We start from the raw sequence: 20,247 nt of genomic DNA, 5'->3' as shown, positions 1-20,247 counted from the left end.
TTTGTGTTTTTTCAGGTGTCATACGCCGCCAGAGAACGGTTCCAACGTACTGTGCAGACCTCAATACGAACTCCCAAAACGCCTTCCACACAGTCAGCAGACGACGGAATTCTGCTTTCTGCCGCGGAACTTTTCGCGGGACGAAAAGGCCATAACACGCAGGAAATAAAAGTTTTTCTGGAACTTTCGAAAAACCTACTACCAGCGGCTTCTCTTAGGGACCGGCGCCAGATTGCCAATATGCTGGCGTCCCATCCCGACACACCAGAAGAACTCTTAGAGTTGCTTGCCCAAGACGATGACGCCCTAACCGCTTATCCAGTTCTTCGGCACAGTTCTTTGCTTTCTGTGGATCTGTTAAAAAAAATTGTCAAAGCCGGTCCGGAAACGGCCCGCAAGGCGATTGCTGGCCGCAACGCATTGGAACCAGTGATTCTGGCCACACTCTGTGATTACGGCAGCACAGATACCATTCGCTTTCTTTTGGACAGGAACGATCTCACTCTGAACCAGCGTCATATGGAGCAGCTTGGCCGGCGCAGCGACCTTATCGCTGACCTCGGACAAGAATTGTCCAGCCGCCAGGCTTTGAACGCTGAAAGCTTGATGAGCCAGTTTCTCTACCTGCCTGCCTCCTTACGAGCAAAGTCCATAGCAGCAGCCGAAACCATGGGCCTGATCAAGCAGGCGCAATCACCTTTGCAAGCAAAAATCCCTGCCATCGACACGGCTCGTCTGCGTCTGCACGGTGCGCTTTTGAAAGCTGCTAATCTTCAGAAACGGTCCCGGTTTGCCGACTGTCTCGGGCAAGGGCTGAGTCTTCCCAGTTCGATCAGCCATATGATGCTGCAAGAGGATCAGGGCGAGGCCTTGGTGATTGCTCTAAAGGCACTTGGCATGTCCCGGGACAATACGGCGGCTGTCTTGATCCGCCTGCTAGGCGAGCGCCTCCCGATCCAGGACATTCGAAAACTGCTTTTCCTGCACCGGAACCTAAGTTTGGCGGCGGCTGAAGCTCTGGTTGGCTCCTGGACCTTGCTTGGAGAACAACCGCCGTCTGACCAGAAAAAGACAGCCCGGCATGCAGCTCAGTACCAAGACCAGGACCGGCTCGCCCGCGACACCAGATCCCATCGTTCGGGGACAGGAACGCAGTCTTCTGCACGCACGCAGCGAAGCACGGGCTAGCGCACCAATACTTATAGACGGAAGAAGGCATCTGCCGGGTTTGGGGTATCTTGATCTTTCGCCAAAGGCAGATCCACTTTGCCATCGGCCGCTTCGATCTCGACGACCCAGAAGTCCGGATCCATCCGGGCCTCCCGCTCCAGGCGGGTTTCAATGTCGGCACGTTCAACGGAAGATAGCACTTGTTCAAACAGACGACCTTGATCGCCATCGTCAAAAAAGGCTTGAGGAGCGGGCGCGTAGAGATCGTACCGGCCGTTTCGGAGATCAATGATCACGAGTATCGCGCCAGCTTCAGCTGCGCCTTTGCGGGTAACCGCGGCAAAGCCATTGTCAGAAAACGTTTGACGAACCAGTGCACTGACAAATAGTTCAGAAGTAACCCGCATGACCACCTCCAGATTGCGAAGCGTCCCGGCGCCCGCCCTCCTGCATATTACTGGTCAAAGCGCTGACCGCTGACCATTGCCAGCCGTTCAAGCGTGTCCGGATTGGGTTCACCAGTCTCCGGTAATCCCCTGTCCAGCTCAAACCGCCGAAGCGCGGCAGATGTGTTGGCTCCCATCACGCCATCGGCAATCAGAGGACCGTACCCAAGTTGGGAAAGCGCGTATTGGATTTTTTTCAGTTTGGGATCTGCATCAACACTGGCAGTAACATTCTGATCAACAGCGGCAGACGTTGTTCCAGACACGTGCGGCTTTGCTCGCGGAACCGGCGGCGCATCTAGGGCGACCGGATCATCGCCTTGCAAAAGCACCAGTGCCAATAGGCCTTCGTTGGCCTGACCGGTTTCAACTCGCCCGGCTCTACGTTCAAATGCACGGATAGCCCGTTCCGTCGCCGGGCCATTGACGCCATCAAGCGGCCCCACATAAAGCCCCAACTTGCGCAGGGATATTTGAAGGTCCAGAACGAGGGTGGAAATCTCCTGAACGGGCACAAGGCCGCGGCGTCCATCAGGTTCTGGCACTTGAACCGTGTCAGGCCACGCGCGTGTGGAATAATAGGGTGCCGGATGGCGTCCAGGTTGAAGGCCAACCGCATTGGCTATGATCAGGCAAGCCGTCAAACCCATGACAACCGTGCCGCCTGCGGCAACCGGGTTATCCCGTGCGACATAACCTGCCCGGCTCATCATGGATTCCGGTGGCTCTTGTTTTTTTGATCGTTTGCCCTGCTTCGCCATAAACCACCTATGCCGATTTCATAAGTGTTTCAGGCTGCCAGGCATCTTCTGCTGGCAGCAGATGATTCGCAGCCGGAATACGCAAAACATCCGCTGTATTTGTCAACTGCACCTGTTCCGCGTCTTTGATGGGGTCCAAAGCAATCAGCACGGATCTGCCTTCGGCTGTGCATTGGGAGACCCTCCCAAGATCACCAAGCGGTGCCAATCTGACCGCCATTTTGGCGTAGTGAATACCGTTTGGTTCTTCGCTGTCATCCGGACAAGTGCGGATTAAAACTTCCAAACTGGATACCAGCCCCTTATGGCGGGCTTCGGACAACCGGGTCAAATAAAGCGGACGGTCGGTGACATGCAAGCGCGCAAAGATCCAATCCGGTCCAGCCGATGCAAAAGCAGCACCAAACAACTGCCTTGCGGGACCAGCAAGAAGCCGCACCTCGCCCGAGGTTTGAACCTTGCAGACAATCCCGGACAAGGTTTGGTTCAATGTTTGAAAGTCGTCCAGAGACACTCTGTGCAAAACCCGGCTCCGCTGCCGATCAGCAATCAAACGGACGACAAGTGTCCCCGCATAGGTCAAAGCTCCTAGCACCGCGACAGGTTCAACTCCGGCTGGGACACCCATCACCGAAGAATAACTGCCGGAATACCCCAACAAAGCCAGATAGAGCGCGCTGCAGAAACCAGTCACCACCATCGCAGTTCTGCGCCGAGACGCAAACGCGGCTTCCAAACATGGAATCAGCAACCAAATCACAGCAAACGAACTGGCCCCGCCCGTCAAAGCGCAAATGGCAGCCGTGAACACGGCAAACAGTCCGGCCGACAGTGTAATAGCCCGTTCAAGATTGCCGGATCGGGAGAGATACAGGGCCAAAGGCCACTGGCTTAGCATCCAGGTAATCATGAGCACGGCGGCTGCCGGAGGCGCACCGGCCAATGCCAAATGAAGCGGCAAAACAAGAAGTGCAATGGCACCGGAAAAAAAACATCCCAAAAGGAAGGATCTATGAAGCGGCCCGCAATACGGATCCGTCACAGCCTCCGGGTGAATCATTCCATCAACCCGGCTCGCCCAGACCTCCCAGGCATTTCCCAAAAACTTCAGATAGTTACTCAAAACATACTACCGATACACACGCGGGAATCGGGCCCGCAAAACTGTTATCGGCATTTTCGCCCGCACCGCTTAAGGAACGATAAAGGATAAGTCCCATTCGTCCAAAAATTGCATTATTTTCATTTTTTTCAGGGGCTTGACTGAAATTCATTCAAATTTGAATCAAATTCTCAGAAAACTTGTCTTAAATGCATGTTTTATTTTATGAAAATTGGCATTTCCGGTTCAACCGGACGTTCTGATGTCGCTGCTAGTGTCTGTTTCATAACGAGTGTGCCAACAGTTCAACAAGGCACGCCTAATGTGAAAAGAACTATGGGTAGCAGCAATGTTCTTTCTTTTGAGAACGGCCTTTTGGCTAACACTTGTGCTGGTCCTTATTCCGATTGGGTCGGAAGAGGAGAGTACACCCGTTGAATCCGTCAACCCTGTCTCAGCGTACCTTGCTGCGCAAGCGACAGTATCGGACATCGGCGGATTTTGTGATCGCAATCCCGTGGCATGCGAGACAGGTGGAAACGCGCTGACCGCTATCGGCAGCCGCGCCCGCGATGGTGCCCGGATTGTATACGAGTATCTGGACACACAAGTTGCCGAGGACACCTCCCGCGACACGATGATCACCGGTTCGACAAACGTTCAACCGACATCGGATCAATCTGTACAGATTGAATATCCGGCATTTGAAACAGTGTCAGCGGAAGTTCAAAACAAGACTACAGAAATTGGGCCTACACCGCGGCCCAAACCCCGCTCAGGGCCAAAAACCTGAGTAAAACCACTAGGCGTTCCGACGACCTCCAGAACGTTACGAGTGGTTGATTGCGCCCCGCTCATGCGGTGCAACCGCATCGCAAAGGACGGCTTCACTTCAGCGGACGTTTTCCGCTACGCCGCAGACGGACAGCTGCCCATTTCGTCTGCGGCGTTTCTTTGTCTTTCGCCCGGCGTTTTTTGCCATTTCACTGAGAAAATCGTCGCTGCAAGGATAGGCAGGATGTCATGAGCGGGCTATATGAAGCGCATAGACAGCATTTAAGACCCGGATCATGACAACAACACTTGATGACATCCTGGAAAGTTTCGAGTTTCTGGACGACTGGGAAGACCGCTACAAATATCTGATCGACCTGGGCAAAGAGCTGGCTCCGCTTACAGATGAGGAACGCAGTGAAGACCACAAAGTTCGTGGCTGCGTCTCACAGGTATGGTTGATCACAAGCATAGAAAAAAACACAGACGGTGTGCCGGTGCTGATATTCCGCGGTGACAGCGATGCCCTGATCGTACAAGGTCTTGTCGCCATTGTGACCGCGATCTTTAATGGCAAGACAGCCGCTGGCATATTGAACATCGATGTGGAAGCGATTTTTAAAAAGCTGGGCTTACAAGAACACCTCACCCCGCAACGCTCCAACGGCCTACGTTCAATGGTTGGGCGAATCCGGGCAGATGCAGAGGCTGCTTTGGCAGCCGCCTAAGCTGTCCGTCAATTGATCTCAGCCTATTTTGCCTGCCAAGTGTGAATGTGGCCATGCCCTGCAGCGGCCTGAGTTCTTTCACCGTAACGCTCCACAAGTGCTGACAGCCCAATCTGCAAGACGATCTTGGCGCAGCGCGCCGGCCAGCCACGTTCTTCTTCGATTTTCTCAAGACCTTTCAGGTGGCAACAAACGTCGACAATCACACTGGCGAGAACTGGTTCAATACTAGCCAAAATCCGCTCAACCCGTTGGCGCGCTGACAGAACATCATCACTTAGGTCCCTGAGCCCCGATCGCGCCGGCCCAGAACCGATCCGTTCCGTCCGCCACCCCTGACCAATCGCTGGCATCATGGCTGCAAAGGTGTAGTCGGCGCGCAAGCGTTCCCCGGCCCGGACTTGTTCGGGTTCGAGCAGCGGTTTGCCATTCTTACCTTTCCGCACGGCAAGCCGGGCCAATGGACTCTCATCGAGATTTGTTTTGGTACGTATTGGAGCAGGCCGGCGTTTCGAAGCAGAATCTTCCGTTTTCTGCTGATAGCGAATGGTCCGATGCTGATCCGAATAAGCCTCAGCTCCGCTCAAAGCCCTTCGAAGCGCCGCCCGTCCCGCCTTAGTTATTCTGCATTCTTCCTTTGTGTTGAGGTCAACAACACCTGAGGCAAGCGCTTGCTTGATAAGGTTGTCACACCAAGCCGTACGAGCCTCGCCACCAGAGCGGATGAGAACCCATGAAATCTGGTCCTTCATCTGCCTGCGCATTAGTTTTGCGCCTGGCGCCGATAAGTTACGCAATAGGCGAACCCGATTTTGCCGGCTTTCAGATGTGGAGGTTTCGACAAAACTCATTTTGCCCTCCACACAAATGAACCAAACAAAGGGTCTTTTCTCAGTGTGATCAGATCTTCGATCTCGCTAACAAGCTGATCAAAAAACGGATCTTCCCGCCTGTGCTCTATGGTTCTGCAGGCATAGGACGCAGTCGAGCGGTCACGCTGGTACTTTCGACCGACAACAGCCAAAGGCAACCCAAACTCCACATGCGCGAGATACATGATTAATTGACGCGCTTCTGCAACATGCTTTGGGCCACGGGTAACAATATAGAAGTCGTGTGGTTTAATGCAGAAAGCGCGCGAGACATAACCTTCGGCCAAATGCAAATGGGCGGCCAGCCTATTCGCAGCAAGCAGGCGGTGCGGCTCTTTCTCCACATCCGCCGACACTATTAGAAAATTCCCTCCCCGGTTCCCAATCATGTTGTCACTCCCTGTTGTGAACACAAAGACTGTCAAAGATCTGGAACTCCGGCTCCGGGCTTTCTCTCAATAGAAGCTTCAATATGGAAACCGGTGTTCTCCCTACCCACGGCCGCTAGGCTTATTTTCCTACATTCTAGCGCTGCAATTCATGGGGGTGTATAAGTTATTTCACAACCTTAATATTCAGAAGCGCATAGGGAGCCTGTTTCGAACAAACATTGGATTGAATTGCTATTTTCGCAATAAGATAGAAATGAATCAAAAAACGAAAAAAGCCGCCCAATTTGGGCGGCTTCTTTTTGTTTTACTATAATCTATTGATAGATTACTTGGCGCGCTTACGCTGCTGGCCCAGACCCATTTTCTTTGCCAACTCGGACCGAGCAGCGGCATAGTTAGGCGCAACCATCGGATAATCGGCAGCCAGATCCCACTTATCGCGGTATTCTTCCGGTGTCATGTTGTAGTGCGTGCGCAGATGGCGCTTGAGCGACTTGAACTTCTTACCGTCTTCCAAGCAGATGATGTAATCCGGCATGACAGACTTCTTGACCGGCACTGCTGGTTTCAGCGGCTCCGGCTCCGGCTCATTCGAAGCGGCCGCCGTTTTATGCAGAGCACCATATACTTCGTTGATAAGACCTGGAAGATCTGTTGACGCAACGGTATTGTTGCTCACATATGCGGAAACAATGTCGGCAGTAAGGTCAATCAAATTTGCTTCGACCAGATTATCAGTCATTTCACACCTGTTCTCTACTGAAATTCGAATCTGTGGCGATGATTACCTGCAACTCCAAACACCGTAAGTGAACACAAGAATAAGGATACTTACGAGTGCGAGAATCGGCAAAGACTCTACTTTGCAGGTGCCTGTGACAGCCTTATATAGATGGTAACGCGTACAGACAAGCCCAAATTCCAAATAAAACAACAATGGATGCAATAAAAAATGAGACATGGGAAATAATGATCATTTCCCAGTCATTGTATCCGCATTCGATAAAAAGTATTACCGCAAGGTCATTCTATACCTACGAGACCATACTTTCCGTCTCATTTAAGTGTCATTAGGCCGTATGACCTCTGCCAACGCATCCTCTTTGGTGTCTGCGCAGGCCCGGTAACCTGCGGCATAGGACGCTTTTGCCAAGAGATGCGCCGATATCGGAGCCGTCAGCAGAAAAAACACTACACCTGCAAGAGCCCGCGTAGCAATCGCAAGGTCAGTTGCATAAATAGCCAGCGCAATGAGCATCAGACCTGAGCCCAAAGTTCCCGCCTTTGACGCCGCATGCATGCGCATATAGACGTCCTTTAAGCGTATGAGGCCGATAGAAGCCACCAGGGCAAATGAAGCTCCGATGACAAGCATTATGCCGGTTAGAATCTCAATCAAGGCGGTCATTGGCCTGCCTCCCGGCGTTCAATACTTTCTTTGACTTCCTGCGCGATAGTTTCGTCGCCTGCGAGCCCTCGGTGCAAAATAAAGCGGGCAAAGGCAACAGTTGCCAGAAAGCCGACAAGTCCAAGCGTGATGGCTATGTCGATATAAAGATGGTAGTCGGTCAGGACACCGATCGCAGCGATAAAACCGATCCCAACGGCCACCAGCATGTCAAGCGCAACAACCCGATCCGGTAAACTGGGACCCTTTACCGTCCGATAGACGATGATCAGAAATGCGACGGTCAGTATCGCAAGCGACGCATTAACCGACCAATCGAGAAAGCTGGCAGAGAACTCTTCATACTGGGTCATCGGAACGCCTCCAGAATCTTGCGCTCAAAGCCGTTCTTGATGTCGTCAATCGTTTCCTGCGGATCTGGAACATCGATACAATGGACATAAAGAGTGCCACGATCGTCGGACACATCTACCGACAGCGTGCCCGGGGTCAGGGTGATCAGATTCGCGAGCATGGCAATCTCAAAATCCCGATCAACGGTCAGCGGAACAGCGATAATGCCAGGCTGCAAATCGATTTTGGGTCGAAGCACGATGACGGCCACCCGCCACGCGGATTTGACCAGTTCCCGCACGAACATGAAAGCCAGGCCAATCGATTTTGTGAACCGGCGGAAATAGGCATCCGTTCCCACCTGCTCCCGGATCAGATAAAGCGCTGCGCTACCGAGCAAAAAGCCGAAGGCAAGGTTGATCTCGGCAAAGCTGCCGGTCACGGCTGCCCAGGCAAGCGCCAGAAGAATGTTGATGAGGAAGAGACCTGTCATCACTGATCTCCAAAGACCGACCGCAAGTAGCCAAAGGGTTCAACGACCCCGCTGGCCCCGCGTGTTGAAAGTTCAAGCATCCATTCCGGCTGCAGACCAAAATAGACGATTAGGGCTGTCAGAATTCCAAGAGGAAGCCAAAGCGCGCTGCTGGCCAGCGCAGTTCCACCATCCGGCGCCCCGGGCACCGCAACCGCCTGCCCGTCCGCGGTTCCTTCCGGTCCGCCGCGCCAGAAGGCAAAGATCCAGACCCGCCCCATTGCTAAGGTGGTTAGAAAGCCGCTGAACAAAATCGCCGCTCCCAGCCAAGACCGGCCATCGGAAAAGGCTGCGTCGACCAGGATCACCTTGGGCCAGAATCCGGAAAATGGCGGCAAGCCGGACACTGCAAACCCAAGCACTAAGAACACAGCGGCAAATGCTGCACTCTTTTGGTAGAGCCCCCCAATAGCGCGCAAATCATAGGATCCGCCCATCAAGTTAATAATCCCGGACGCCATATAGAGGGCCGTCATGACGATGATGGAGTGAACCGCATAGAAGATGGCGCCGGAAATGGACAATGTGGAGCCAACAGCAACTCCGGCCAGCATCGATCCGATCCCGGCGATAACAAGGTATCCCAGCATCCGGCGGAGTTCCGACTGCGCCAAAGCGCCAAAGGCCCCGGTTAGCAGGGTCAAAATGGCGACGAGTGCAATCAGATCGGACATGTACCCGCGTGAAGCCGGCAGGATCATCACGAACACACGGATCAGCGCATACACGCCAACCTTGGTCAGAAGGCCTGCGAAAACCGCTGAAACGACAATATTCGGCGTGTGGTAGGACGCCGGAAGCCAGAAATTGACCGGAAAGGCCGCTGCTTTCATGGCAAATGCCAGGAAATAGAGCGCTGCGACCGTAGCCAATGTCCCGGATGCCGGTTCATTCAATGCGGCGACCTTTATGGCAATATCGGCCATGTTGAGGGTGCCGAAGATTCCATAAAGAAGGCCGGTCGCGATCAGGAAGAAGTTGGTGCCGATCAGATTGAGCACGCCATATTTCACCGCGCCGTCCAACTGCATCCGGTCGTTGCCCAAGATGAGAAGGCCATAAGAGGCGATCAGCAACACTTCGAACCAGACGTAGAGGTTGAATATATCGCCGGTCAGGAACGCGCCACTGACCCCAGTCATCAGCAACAAGAGGAACGGATAAAAACCATAGCGCCGACCGGTGCTGTCGATCGATGCAGCCCCGTAGAGTCCGGCACAAAATGCAACGATGGACCCGACAAAGGACATGGTCGCGCTTAGCGCATCGACCGAAAACGCAATACCAAAGGGCGGCAACCAGCTGCCCATGACCATGGTGATTACTCCATGGTCGAGCACCCGTATCAACAACCCTGCATTTGCCAGCACAAGCAGTGTCAAAAAACCAATACCGAGCCGGGCCTGCCAGTCGGTATGCTTGCGCAGCATCAAACACAAAGAGCCGCCAAGAAGGGTGATCAAAGACGGTGCGACCACAAAGAAATCACCGGCGGCCACAGGTTCAGTGGCCATTGCCAGGGCGTAGTCTACGGAAACGGAAGAACCGGCCATAAAGCTTAGTATCCTTGCGGCGGGGATTGGTCGTTTTCGGGTTCGGCCAGGCGCATTTCATCCACCTCATCGGTGCCCAGCTCTTGATAGGCGCGGAAAGCCAGAACCAAAAGAAACGCGAAGAACGAAAAGGAAATCACGATGGCCGTCAGCACCAATGCCTGCGGCAACGGGTTCGCTGTGGCAACTTCGGGCGTGTATAAGTGGCTCGGGATCAAAGGCGGAACTTCGCGGGTCAACCGGCCATTGGTGAAGATCAGCATATTGACCGCATTGCCGAGGATCGCGACGCCCAGCAGCATCCGGACAATCTGCCTGGACATCATCAAATACACAGCAACAGCGAAGAACAATCCGATCAGGTAGACAACGATGGTTTCCATCAATCCGCCTCCCTTTCTTCCAGGGAAAGGGCAATTGACCCAATTGCTCCGACCACCACAAGATAAACGCCGATATCAAAGACAAGCGGTGTCGACAGGGCGATTTCGACATCTGCCAGATGGAAGATGAGCCACTGACTGGTCATGTATGCTTGGCCGAATACAAGCGACGGCAGACCGGCCAGCGCTCCAATGAAAAGGCCAAAAGCGGAAATGCTCATCGGGTGAAACACAATGGCCCGCCGCACGGAGGCAACACCGCAGGCAATACCAAAAATCGCCAGAGCGGAAGCTGCAATGAGGCCACCAATGAACCCTCCCCCCGGTTCATTGTGTCCGCGCAAGAGAACGAAGATGGAAAATAACACCATCAGAGCAGCGAGATACGGCGCAAAGGTGCGGAAAATGACCGTACGCATCAGCGAGCCTCCCCGGGATTAGACTGGACAGCTGCCTGTTGTGGCTTGTCCGGCTTTGTGCGCACTCGGATCAGGGCCAGAACACAGAGACCGGCAAGCGCAACCACCGCGATTTCGCCAAGCGTATCGAAGCCGCGGAAGTCAACTAGGATCACGTTGACAATGTTCCGGCCATGGGCAATGGCACGGCTGTATTCAGTAAAGAAGTCAGACAAACGGCTGTCGAACGGCTGCTGGGTGATGGCCAGCAATGTCAGGGTCAGACCAAGGCCAACCGAGGCGGCAATCACGCCGGTCACCAGGGCAGATATCCGGGTTCGCGGGTCTTTGGGGGACAGGTTCAACCGGGTCATCACAAGAGCAAGGATCACCACAGAAAGCGTTTCCACCATGAACTGGGTGAACGACAGATCCGGCGCACCGAACAACATGAAGATGACGGCAACCGCGAACCCCTGAATTCCGAGCGACACAATCGCCGTCAGACGCGTTTTGGCGATCAAGACCGCAATCAGGCCCATCACGGCAATCGCAAAAATGCCCCACTCATAGAATCGGTAGTCCGGAATCTTGGGCATGGCTGGGAAACTGTTGGTCAGGTAACCAGGCAACAGAACTGCAAAACCGGCAAAGACGAATGTCATGAACATGTAAGTCTGCATTTTACCGTTCTGCAGACGGCGGGTCAGCCAGCCCGAGAAGGAAACGATGCTTGCGATGACTTGGTCAAAGCCCTTGTCGGGGCCCCAGCCAATGGATGTCAGAACACCCGCGACCAACGCTCTCAGTTTGTCGAGTTGAATAAACAGCACAGCACCGGTGACAACCGTGATCAACGACAGGATCAACGGTGCATTGATCTTGGTTGGCCACAAATGCAGATCAACTTGCGTGAATGTTCCAACGAGAGACGACAAGGTCGGCCCGACAAACAAAATCCCGGTCGTGTGAGCCATGAAAGCCAGTACAAGCCCCGTGACGGACAGGACAACAGGACCGGCGAACAGCAGAACGGGACCTTCATGGGCATGTTTTGGTGTTTCAATCTTCGGACCAAAGAAGGGTTTGATCGCAACAGCTGCAGCGATTACCAGCATCAAGGCATTGCCCAAAACCGCAGTGATTGTGATCAGAATACCAAACTCCGGCCAGCCCCAAGTGCCGTAGTAGAGGACTTCCTTGGCTATGAAGCCAATGAATGGAGGCAATCCGGCCATCGACAAACCAGCAAGACACGCGGCAGCAAAGGTCACAGGCATTGCTGAGCGCAATCCGCCCAATTTGGTAATGTCCCTTGTGCCGGCTTCATGGTCGATGGTGCCTGCGACCATAAAGAGCGCCCCTTTGAAGAGCGAGTGCGCCAGCAAATAAAGGGCCGCCCCTTCCAAGGCCTTTTCGTAGCTGGTCCCGGTCAGCATGACCAAGAGGCCAAGCGAGGCAACGGTCGTATAGGCGAGCATCAACTTCAGATCTGTCTGGCGGACCGCCAGGATCGTGCCGACAAGCAAGGTGATGCCGCCAAAAAGCGGCAAAACCGTTGTCCAGAGCGCTGTGTCTCCCAGCAGCGGATGCATGCGCATAAGCAAATAGACACCGGCCTTCACCATGGTGGCAGAGTGTAGGAACGCGGAAACCGGAGTTGGTGCCTCCATCGCGTTCGGCAACCAGAAATGGAATGGAAACTGTGCGGATTTTGTGAACGCTCCGCCAAGCACCAGAAGGAAGATCGGCAGATAAAGGCCTGTCTCCTTGATAATATCCGGTGACGACAGAAGAACCGACATTTCGATCTCGCCGGTCGCCGAAATGATGAGGATGAAGCCCGCCAGCAGCAGCAATCCACCGCCCCCGGTCACCACGAGCGCCTGGATTGCCGCTCGGCGCGACGCCGCTCTTAAGTGATCGAAGCCAATCAACAGGAACGACGTTATGGACGTTAGCTCCCAGAAGATGAACAGCGAGATCAGATTGTTGCCGAGCACCAGGCCAATCATGGCGCCCATAAATAGGAACAGAAACGAGAAAAACCGCCCTTGCTGCGGGTGACCTTTCAGATATCCGCCTGCATAAAGGATAATAAAGGTTCCGATACCCGATATCAGAAGGGCAAAAAGCGTCGACAAACCATCTACATAGACGGAGAAGTTCACGCCATAACTCGGAGCCCAGGCAACGGCTGCGACAAAAGTTTCCCCTTGTGACACCGGCCCGACAAATCCGCAAAAATGCAGAAAGACCATCGCAGGAATTACAGCCAAAGGCCAGGCGGCATTGTGCTTGAACCACTTGGTCAGGATAGGAGCAACGGCAGCGGCCGCGAACGGCGCTAACACAGCCAGAAGCGTGGTCTCGTCGGTTACTGCAGGCGTCATGCTGGTCTTTCGTTAGTTTTACGATGGGACAGCCAGAATGGACATTGGCGAATCAACACCCATACCATTGATAATAGCGAGCCAAAGAGATGCGCACATGTCTTAGGTATTTTGAGTGTGCCCTTCAAGACATTTTGCCCCTTTGTTCCTATGCTTGGTAAGCGCAAAAGAACTGTTTTCCCTGGTGTTTTCGGACCATTCTACAAAAGTATTTAAAATTTGACTCACTTTGTCGCCAACGACCGAAAAAGCCGCCAAAGCTCCTGTAAGCACCGGCTGTAGAGCCCTATATGTTCTTCGGAGAAGAATTGACCAGTAGCAATCGGACCACAAAGCCCTCTTGATTTAACGCCTTGAATAACGTTCACTTTCATTACTGTCGTAGCGTTGTCAGCGGGATATGAGCGAGGCTAAGCATGGCTTTGGACCACAACGGAGACAACACATCCGGAGCAGCGTCCTCTCAGCGACCGGGCATTAATTTTGAACGATTGATTAGCCTGAGCAGCGAAGCGGTTCTTCAATTGACACTCGAAGGCGAAATCATGTTCGTTTCGCCGGCTGCAGAACGTCTATTCGGCTGGGGAAAAGACAAGCTACAAGAGCATCTAAGTGACCTTGTATATCTTGGTCCACCCAATCCGGATGCTGATGTTGTTCATAAGATCTTGGCCGGAAGCGCAGACTTTGAAACCCAGCTTCCACATGCAGAAATTCAACTTCGCTCAGCCTTTGGGACACTGGTCTGGGCAGAGGTGACGTCACACCTTTTGGAAGACGACACCGGACAGCCGACGGCATTTGCGGTCTTTTTCCGAAATATAGCCCGACGGAAGGAGCTGGAAGGGCTTTTAGAAGCGGCAACACAAACTGATCCGCTGACCGGTCTTTTCAACCGGAGGGCTTTTGAGGATTCCTTAAAACGGGAATGGGCTGTTGCCCTGCGTGAAAAAACCCACACGACACTGATCAAGGTATCGCTCGATAAATTTGATGCGCTTTCCGAACAATACGGGCCAAGCGCTGCCGAGGACTGCTTATCCAAAGTAGCGAATATGTTGAAAGACACCGCACGGCGCCCCGCCGATGTTGCCGCCCGCACTGCGATGTCCGAATTTGCCCTGCTTTTGCCTCGCACGCATGAGTTGGGTGCTGAAACGATCAGTGCCTATATCCAGGTTGCTGTGCAGGATTTAGGTATCCCAAACCCAGATAACGCTGCAGGTGACGGCGTGGTGACTGCTTCTGTCGGCTCCGCTTGTGCTGTCGCCGATCATAAAGGCATTTCAGAAAGCTCCGAATTTCTTCTGGCTACGGCTGAAACTTGTGTCTTTCAAGCCCGTCAGGAAGGCGGCAACCGGGTCAAATCAGCCATGAGCGTTCTTGGCCTATAGCCGAGTAATTGCGCTCTTGTCAGCACACAACCATTTACTTATGTGCTTTCAAAACAATTGCTGAGGAAAAAAAATGAGCCAGGACGAAGGCAATAAAGTCAGGAAACCAATCGCAGAATGGATGGCTCAGCTGACACCGGAGCAATTCTATGTCACCCGGCAATCGGGCACAGAGCGTCCCTATACCGGTCCCTATTGGAACAGTTTCGAAACCGGGCGGTACGACTGCGTCTGCTGTAACGCGCCATTGTTTCTCTCAGACACGAAATTCGACGCCGGGTGCGGCTGGCCTAGCTTTTTCCAAGCCGTAACTCCTGATGCAATCCGAGAAATCGAAGATCATTCTCATGGGATGATCCGCACTGAGATCCGCTGCAACCGGTGCGACGCGCATTTAGGCCATGTTTTTCCTGACGGCCCCGCACCGACCGGATTGCGCTATTGCATGAATGGCCACGCAATGCAGTTCCAGCCAGACGGCAAAGCGTAACACACTTCAAGATTGAAAAAATCCCATTTCCTCAACCGAAGGACTCGCCGACCAAGCGCCAGGTTCTAGTAAATCTTAGAACTTTCCGTCAGTTGTTTAGGTTTCCGTTACAGAGACACTGTTAAATGTCCTGATTAGAAAGAGCACAATCAGGGGATTTCACTTGTCTATTCTTCGGATCCTAGGTTCCGTTCTGGCGGGAATTTGTGTGTTTCTGAGCTGGTCAGCGCTTGCTCACAGTCATAATAAGATCATTGCCTATACAGGCTACCTGCCGCCGCTTTCCATAAACAAGCAAGAACAAGGAATTGCGGTCGAAATTATGCAGCTTGTGGCAGAAGAAGCGGGACTTGAACTTGATGTCCGGTTTGCTCCTTGGAAACGGGCCCAAATTCTGGCGGAAAACACACCGGGCTCTCTGCTGTTTTCCCTCGCCTATTCCAGAAAACGCAGCGAAAAGTTCACCTACATCGCGCCTCTTCTCTACACCGAGAGTGCCTTCGTTACCTTGGACAAGCGAATCGATAGTTTCGAGATGGCGGTTGAGGAAGGCAAAACCATCGGCGTCCACCTTGGCAGCTACCGTGCAAATATTCTCAAGAGAAACGGTCTGACCAACCTAACTGAAATTGCAAGCGCTGAACAAATGTCAGACATGCTGCATGCTGGCCGCATCGATGCCTGGTACACGATGTCCATGCGCGCCAGTTACATGGCTAAGAAGAGGGGCCGCGATCCGCACCAATTGATCATCGGCGCCCCCATGTCTCATGGTGTGCAATGGCTTGCAGCAAATCGGGACATTGATCCCGCGCTAAAAGGCCGGATTTCCAAAGCTGTTTCAAAAGTTTGGCGGGACCCGCGATTCTGGCAAATTGTCGACAGTTACGCAAAGTGAACAGCTTCCTGTAGGCAGGCCTGTCGAAATGCGATCCTGGGTCATTAGGCAATCAGCGCCCAGAACATCATAAGATTGCCGATCAGCGCAACCGAGTATGCGATCGACCTTGGGCCGGGAATGCCGCTGAGATAAGCAGGGACAAACACCAGCCGGGCCCAAAAGAATACCTGTGCACCCAGAACGGCAAGTTCGGTGTTTGTGTTTGGAACAACATAGGAAAGAAGTGCAGGAACAAGGAAGAACGGCAGGTTTTCTTTCATGTTGTTGAGCGCTCGGTCGGCCCGGCCCGTGATCAGCCCCTTCGCAGGCATTTCATCCCGCCCGCCCGCATGTCGCATCAGCCCTTCCGTCGGCAGATACATCGCCGCGCTCAAATAGATTTGTGCCAGATGAAGGGCAAGAACGGCAAAGATCCAGGTGGTCATCTATATCTCCAGCTAAAGTGAATTGTTGCCTGCTGTTCCGGAGCCTACGGTTCTGGGATCCGCATTCAATTCCTTCAGAGGGAATAGAAAATTCGTACAGAACTCAGGTCGCAGTTTATGAACACTCAAACAAACGCGTTTGGCAGCACCTTAAAAACGCTCCGTCGCGAACGTGGGTTGAGCCAAGCGGTGCTGGCGGACAAATTGGGCTCAACCCAGCGCCACATCTCCTTTCTTGAAACTGGCCGCGCCCGGCCAAGCCCTTTCATGGTGAAGAGGATTGAACGCGAATTGGTTCTATCCGTTGCGCGCGGCCATGTGCTTTATGAAACTGCCGGTTTTACGAGCCCTTACAAAAGCCGCGCAGAAGACTCTCCTGATGTTTTGGACGCCCTCGATTTGATCGAGAAGCGCCTTCTCGCCAATTGGCCATTTCCTGCATTTGTCCTCGACAAACGATGGACAATTCTGCGCTCGAATCTCCCCGGCACACTGTTTTTGAGCGAGTTTTTTGAAACGCAGAACAAACCGCCAAATTTGTTCCAGATTTTTCTCTCGCCGATCTTTCGCGAACGGGTTCTTAATTGGCAAGAAGCCGCTCCCATATTTGCTGCCCGCCTTTATAGGGAAGCAGCTGTAGACCCGGAGTTGGCGGAGTTGTTGGAAAAAGCACGTCTGGATGGACTTCTTGACGGCCTTGAGGAAAACGATCGGACAGAAGTTCCGGTGTTTGTCCCTGTCGAGTTCTCCGGCCCCGATGGCACTCCCCTTCGATTAACCTCTCTTCTTGGCCAGCTAGCATCCGTGCAGGATGCGGTTATCGAAGGCATGACAGTTGAATTGATGGTGCCTATGGATACAGCCACAGAAGCCTGCCTTTTGAAGACCGGCCAGCAAGCTGAAAACATTCAGACGGCAGAGTAAATGCCCGGACAAACAAGAGATACAACGGCCGTGACTATCCAAACTATTTTGGCGGTATTCTTCAGAGTGTCGCTCTTGACGTTCGTTCTTTTGCGCCCGAGCTGGGCGGACGAACGGTTACCAGATGGCGGGATCACGCGCCTCGACTTGGAGAACAAATCCTATTCTGCGTGGTATGGGTCTCCAACAACCCGCTATCGGCACGGGATTTTGGGCGATGCTGTTGAGGCAGCATCTCTTCACTTGAAAACAAACGATCAGACCTACTCAGTTTTCTTACCCGAGGATCAGGTTTTTGAAGATCGAACACCCAGGCTTTCGGATTTGGACAACGACGGCCAACCCGAAGTCATCACAATTCGCTCTTATCTAAATGCTGGCGGAAGTGTTGCTGTTTACGGCATTCGGGATGGTGTCTTGACGGGACTGGCGAGCTCTCGTGCCATTGGCAAAACAAACCGGTGGCTGAACATAGCTGGAATTGGAGATTTTGCAGGAACCGGCCAATCCCAGATTGCTTTTGTGGAAACGCCGCATATCGGAGGAACACTCTATTTTGCTGAGTGGCATGGCACAAAGCTGAGGCTAAAAGCATCGCTTGGCGGCTTTTCCAATCACAAAATTGGGGCGCGGGAGCAAAATCTCAGCGCGACAATCCATTACAACAGCGATGATTTGCCGGATCTCATCGTCCCTTCAAACACCCGTAGGATTTTACGGATTGTAGGGTTTGACGAAGGCGTCTTGAAGGAATTCGGCCGAAAAATTCTCCCTTCGCCGATTGCCCGACACGTCGTAGATAACAAGCAACTCAGAAAAAACTGCGCCGTCTTTGAGCTGGAGAACCGAGAGCTTGTCACCATCTGTGGTCATGCAGGATCAGCACAGTAACAGGCCTATCGGCATTCCCGGCAAGTCCACTCTCATTCACAACGCTTGTTGATCACTGCACAGATATTGATTGGCCGCTTGTAAGCGGACCTGATAGGCAGGTTGGCGTCCCTGTCCTTGAGAACCGCTAATGTCCGTCGCAAACGCCACTGATCCCTATATGCCCGATGGTTCTTATGCCTGGTTCAGGCTGGCCATCTCGATTCTGTTGAGCACGCTTGGCGGTGCAGGCATGTGGGCCGTGGTGATCGTGATGCCTGCTGTCCAGGTTGATTTCGGTATCGACCGGGCCGGTGCCGCCCTTCCCTACACATTGACGATGATCGGGTTCGGCCTTGGCAACTATCTGCTTGGCCGGTTTGTCGATCGGTACGGGATTGTTCCCCCGGTGATCGCCTCGGCTCTTTTCTTGAGCGCAGGCTTTGCGCTCGCTGCACTCTCAACGGACATTTGGAGCTTTTCGCTTGCTCAAGGGGTCCTGATTGGTCTGGGGACTTCGGCGACCTTTGGCCCGCTGGTCGCGGATGTTTCCCACTGGTTCGTGAAGCGCCGCGGCCTTGCGGTCGCCTGTGCGGCTTGTGGCAATTACCTCGCGGGTGTGGTTTGGCCGTCCCTGATCCAATGGAATCTTGCCACCAATGACTGGCGCGAAACCTATCTGCTGATCGCGGTAATCTGCCTCCTCAGCATGATCCCGCTCGCTCTGTTTTTGCGCCGCCCTCCGCCAGAGACAGCCTTCAGTACCACGCCTGAAACCACGCCGTTTGGGCAAGTCTCGACTGGCTTGTCACCGCAAGCCCTGCAAACGCTCCTGGTGATTGCCGCAATTGGGTGCTGCGTTGCCATGTCGATGCCCCAAGTTCATATCGTTGCTTATTGTGTCGACCTTGGATATGGCGTTGCGCCCGGTGCAGACATGATTGCCATCATGACAGCCGCTGGTGTTGTCAGCCGATTAGTTTCCGGTGTTCTGGCCGACAAAATTGGTGGTGTACGAACACTGCTTATCGGCTCAGTCTTGCAATGCGCTGCATTGTTTTTGTTCATTCCGTTTAATGGGCTGGCGTCGCTCTACCTGATTTCGCTGATCTTCGGCTTGAGCCAAGGAGGGATTGTGCCCAGTTACGCGGTGATTGTGCGCGAGTATCTGCCCGCACGCGAAGCTGGACAACGGGTCGGTCTTGTCATCATGGCGACAATTCTCGGCATGGCGCTTGGCGGATGGCTCTCTGGTTGGATCTATGATCTGACCGGCTCCTATAACGCAGCGTTCCTCAATGGCATTGCCTGGAACGTCCTGAACATGGCGATTATAGTCTCCATATTGGTCAAAGGCCGCAAAAGGCTCCAACCAGTTGCATGAAAAGCGATAGTGCCAAATATTCAGATGGGATTGCGGGGTATTCGCCACATTGGACTGATATTGAAAGTACAAGTGGTCCAGTCGCTCTTGCGGGGAATGTGTTGCATTATTCGCTTAAAATTCCCCGGAACATGTTCATCTTTGAGATAAGGGAGCGGTAAAAAGGCCGGTATGGAGTTTAGGAGAAGATTCATGCCTATGCGCGGGATCGTTTTTCCATCGGCATCTCTTAGACGACCTGTATCGGGATGGAATAGGCTCGTATCCAATCGTGCCAGCATCTGACCGTATTGACGCATTGCATGATCGGAGCAGTTGGTCTCCATCAAGTATTCCAGCTCGGCAACAAATGGCTCAGGGTTTTCCATCCATTCACGGCTGGCGGCAACGTTTATCTTATCAACTTCACGGTCAGCTTTCACTTCCTCTTGCCGGCCATCGACCATTTTGTTTTCAATATCAGAAAACGTTGGAATACTTGGACTGGCGTTCATCGGTCGAACAACAAACATTGATCCGAAACCGATCAGAAAGCCGACAACCACAATGGCGAAATAGTCAATCGGAAAGTTCTTCATCCAAACACCACTAATATATAGCCCTCCCAGATATCT

At 53.1% G+C, this 20,247-nt stretch carries 24 protein-coding genes; 9 read left to right on the top strand and 15 right to left on the bottom strand.

The features are described from left to right. The first annotated feature begins 240 nt into the window (after positions 1 to 240). Positions 241 to 1,188: a DUF2336 domain-containing protein gene (locus tag FJ695_RS14505; RefSeq protein WP_141186124.1), complete on the top strand. Its 948-nt coding sequence runs from the start codon at positions 241 to 243 to the stop codon at positions 1,186 to 1,188. A gap of 11 nt (positions 1,189 to 1,199) precedes the next feature. Here the strand turns inward: FJ695_RS14505 and FJ695_RS14500 are convergent, their stop codons facing one another. Genes FJ695_RS14500 through FJ695_RS14490 form a run of 3 tightly spaced genes read right to left on the bottom strand, consistent with a single transcriptional unit; the run spans position 1,200 to position 3,500 of the window. Next, positions 1,200 to 1,577, bottom strand: a complete 378-nt coding sequence (locus FJ695_RS14500) for a DUF1491 family protein (RefSeq protein WP_141186123.1) — start codon at positions 1,575 to 1,577, stop codon at positions 1,200 to 1,202. 47 nt (positions 1,578 to 1,624) lie between these two features. Beyond that, entirely contained in the window at positions 1,625 to 2,329 is a 705-nt protein-coding gene (locus FJ695_RS14495; RefSeq protein ID WP_209010666.1) for a peptidoglycan-binding protein, read from the bottom strand. Positions 2,330 to 2,384: 55 nt separating this feature from the next. Then, positions 2,385 to 3,500: a hypothetical protein gene (locus FJ695_RS14490; protein ID WP_141186121.1), complete on the bottom strand. Its 1,116-nt coding sequence runs from the start codon at positions 3,498 to 3,500 to the stop codon at positions 2,385 to 2,387. Positions 3,501 to 3,828: 328 nt separating this feature from the next. On the opposite strand from FJ695_RS14490, the gene FJ695_RS14485 reads away from it, so the two are divergent. Both FJ695_RS14485 and FJ695_RS14480 read left to right on the top strand, forming a co-directional pair. Beyond that, the gene (locus FJ695_RS14485) at positions 3,829 to 4,272 is read left to right on the top strand and encodes a DUF5330 domain-containing protein (protein WP_141186120.1); all 444 of its coding nucleotides are present in this window, start codon (positions 3,829 to 3,831) and stop codon (positions 4,270 to 4,272) included. A gap of 277 nt (positions 4,273 to 4,549) precedes the next feature. Continuing rightward, a complete protein-coding gene (locus FJ695_RS14480) occupies positions 4,550 to 4,981 on the top strand; it encodes a SufE family protein (RefSeq protein ID WP_141186119.1) in 432 nt (143 codons plus the stop codon). Between the two features lie 23 nt (positions 4,982 to 5,004). Here the strand turns inward: FJ695_RS14480 and FJ695_RS14475 are convergent, their stop codons facing one another. The 10 genes from FJ695_RS14475 to FJ695_RS14430 form a co-directional block, all read right to left on the bottom strand. Continuing rightward, on the bottom strand, positions 5,005 to 5,832 hold the full coding sequence (locus FJ695_RS14475) for a DUF6456 domain-containing protein (RefSeq protein ID WP_141186118.1): 828 nt from the start codon (positions 5,830 to 5,832) through the stop codon (positions 5,005 to 5,007). Beyond that, positions 5,829 to 6,242 (bottom strand): helix-turn-helix domain-containing protein, encoded by a 414-nt coding sequence (locus FJ695_RS14470; RefSeq protein ID WP_141186117.1) that lies wholly within the window; start codon positions 6,240 to 6,242, stop codon positions 5,829 to 5,831. Before FJ695_RS14470 ends, FJ695_RS14475 begins: the two co-directional genes overlap by 4 nt. A 328-nt stretch (positions 6,243 to 6,570) precedes the next feature. Further along, positions 6,571 to 6,987, bottom strand: coding sequence for a MucR family transcriptional regulator (locus FJ695_RS14465; RefSeq protein ID WP_141186116.1), 417 nt, complete (start codon positions 6,985 to 6,987; stop codon positions 6,571 to 6,573). A 318-nt stretch (positions 6,988 to 7,305) separates the two neighbouring features. Beyond that, a complete protein-coding gene (gene mnhG / locus FJ695_RS14460; RefSeq protein WP_141186115.1) occupies positions 7,306 to 7,653 on the bottom strand; it encodes a monovalent cation/H(+) antiporter subunit G in 348 nt (115 codons plus the stop codon). Then, positions 7,650 to 8,006, bottom strand: coding sequence for a cation:proton antiporter (locus FJ695_RS14455; RefSeq protein WP_141186114.1), 357 nt, complete (start codon positions 8,004 to 8,006; stop codon positions 7,650 to 7,652). Before FJ695_RS14455 ends, mnhG begins: the two co-directional genes overlap by 4 nt. Beyond that, the gene (locus tag FJ695_RS14450; RefSeq protein ID WP_141186113.1) at positions 8,003 to 8,479 is read right to left on the bottom strand and encodes a Na+/H+ antiporter subunit E; all 477 of its coding nucleotides are present in this window, start codon (positions 8,477 to 8,479) and stop codon (positions 8,003 to 8,005) included. Before FJ695_RS14450 ends, FJ695_RS14455 begins: the two co-directional genes overlap by 4 nt. Beyond that, positions 8,479 to 10,071, bottom strand: coding sequence for a Na+/H+ antiporter subunit D (locus FJ695_RS14445; RefSeq protein WP_141186112.1), 1,593 nt, complete (start codon positions 10,069 to 10,071; stop codon positions 8,479 to 8,481). The genes FJ695_RS14450 and FJ695_RS14445 overlap by 1 nt, the downstream gene beginning before the upstream one ends. 5 nt (positions 10,072 to 10,076) lie before the next feature. Then, positions 10,077 to 10,454 (bottom strand): Na+/H+ antiporter subunit C, encoded by a 378-nt coding sequence (locus FJ695_RS14440; RefSeq protein ID WP_141186111.1) that lies wholly within the window; start codon positions 10,452 to 10,454, stop codon positions 10,077 to 10,079. Continuing rightward, positions 10,454 to 10,873, bottom strand: coding sequence for a Na+/H+ antiporter subunit B (locus tag FJ695_RS14435; protein WP_141186110.1), 420 nt, complete (start codon positions 10,871 to 10,873; stop codon positions 10,454 to 10,456). The genes FJ695_RS14440 and FJ695_RS14435 overlap by 1 nt, the downstream gene beginning before the upstream one ends. After that, the gene (locus tag FJ695_RS14430; protein WP_141186109.1) at positions 10,873 to 13,245 is read right to left on the bottom strand and encodes a putative monovalent cation/H+ antiporter subunit A; all 2,373 of its coding nucleotides are present in this window, start codon (positions 13,243 to 13,245) and stop codon (positions 10,873 to 10,875) included. The genes FJ695_RS14435 and FJ695_RS14430 overlap by 1 nt, the downstream gene beginning before the upstream one ends. 416 nt (positions 13,246 to 13,661) lie before the next feature. Between FJ695_RS14430 and FJ695_RS14425 the strand changes: the two genes are divergently transcribed. The 3 genes from FJ695_RS14425 to FJ695_RS14415 all read left to right on the top strand — a co-directional run bounded on the left by FJ695_RS14425 (position 13,662) and on the right by FJ695_RS14415 (position 16,027). Beyond that, entirely contained in the window at positions 13,662 to 14,639 is a 978-nt protein-coding gene (locus FJ695_RS14425) for a GGDEF domain-containing protein (RefSeq protein ID WP_209010665.1), read from the top strand. 73 nt (positions 14,640 to 14,712) lie between these two features. Further along, positions 14,713 to 15,129 (top strand): peptide-methionine (R)-S-oxide reductase MsrB, encoded by a 417-nt coding sequence (gene msrB / locus FJ695_RS14420; protein WP_141186108.1) that lies wholly within the window; start codon positions 14,713 to 14,715, stop codon positions 15,127 to 15,129. 163 nt (positions 15,130 to 15,292) lie between these two features. After that, positions 15,293 to 16,027, top strand: coding sequence for an ABC transporter substrate-binding protein (locus FJ695_RS14415; RefSeq protein WP_209010664.1), 735 nt, complete (start codon positions 15,293 to 15,295; stop codon positions 16,025 to 16,027). Between the two features lie 44 nt (positions 16,028 to 16,071). On the opposite strand, the gene FJ695_RS14410 is transcribed toward FJ695_RS14415, so the two are convergent. Next, positions 16,072 to 16,455 (bottom strand): MAPEG family protein, encoded by a 384-nt coding sequence (locus tag FJ695_RS14410; protein ID WP_141186107.1) that lies wholly within the window; start codon positions 16,453 to 16,455, stop codon positions 16,072 to 16,074. Positions 16,456 to 16,572: 117 nt separating this feature from the next. On the opposite strand from FJ695_RS14410, the gene FJ695_RS14405 reads away from it, so the two are divergent. From FJ695_RS14405 to FJ695_RS14395, 3 genes are all read left to right on the top strand, one after another. Further along, positions 16,573 to 17,379 carry a helix-turn-helix domain-containing protein gene (locus FJ695_RS14405; RefSeq protein ID WP_141186106.1) on the top strand — a complete coding sequence of 269 codons (807 nt, stop codon included), beginning with the start codon at positions 16,573 to 16,575 and terminating at the stop codon, positions 17,377 to 17,379. Between the two features lie 30 nt (positions 17,380 to 17,409). Further along, positions 17,410 to 18,270 (top strand): hypothetical protein, encoded by an 861-nt coding sequence (locus FJ695_RS14400; protein ID WP_141186105.1) that lies wholly within the window; start codon positions 17,410 to 17,412, stop codon positions 18,268 to 18,270. A 130-nt stretch (positions 18,271 to 18,400) separates the two neighbouring features. Further along, the gene (locus FJ695_RS14395) at positions 18,401 to 19,633 is read left to right on the top strand and encodes an MFS transporter (protein ID WP_141186104.1); all 1,233 of its coding nucleotides are present in this window, start codon (positions 18,401 to 18,403) and stop codon (positions 19,631 to 19,633) included. Positions 19,634 to 19,653: 20 nt separating this feature from the next. On the opposite strand, the gene FJ695_RS14390 is transcribed toward FJ695_RS14395, so the two are convergent. Then, complete coding sequence (locus tag FJ695_RS14390; protein WP_141186103.1) at positions 19,654 to 20,211, bottom strand: hypothetical protein; 558 nt, start codon at positions 20,209 to 20,211, stop codon at positions 19,654 to 19,656. Between the last annotated feature and the right edge of the window lie 36 nt (positions 20,212 to 20,247).

The organism is Labrenzia sp. PHM005 (assembly GCF_006517275.1).
Taxonomy (GTDB): Bacteria; Pseudomonadota; Alphaproteobacteria; order Rhizobiales; family Stappiaceae; genus Roseibium.
This window is presented reverse-complemented; position numbering and strand designations above follow the sequence as displayed.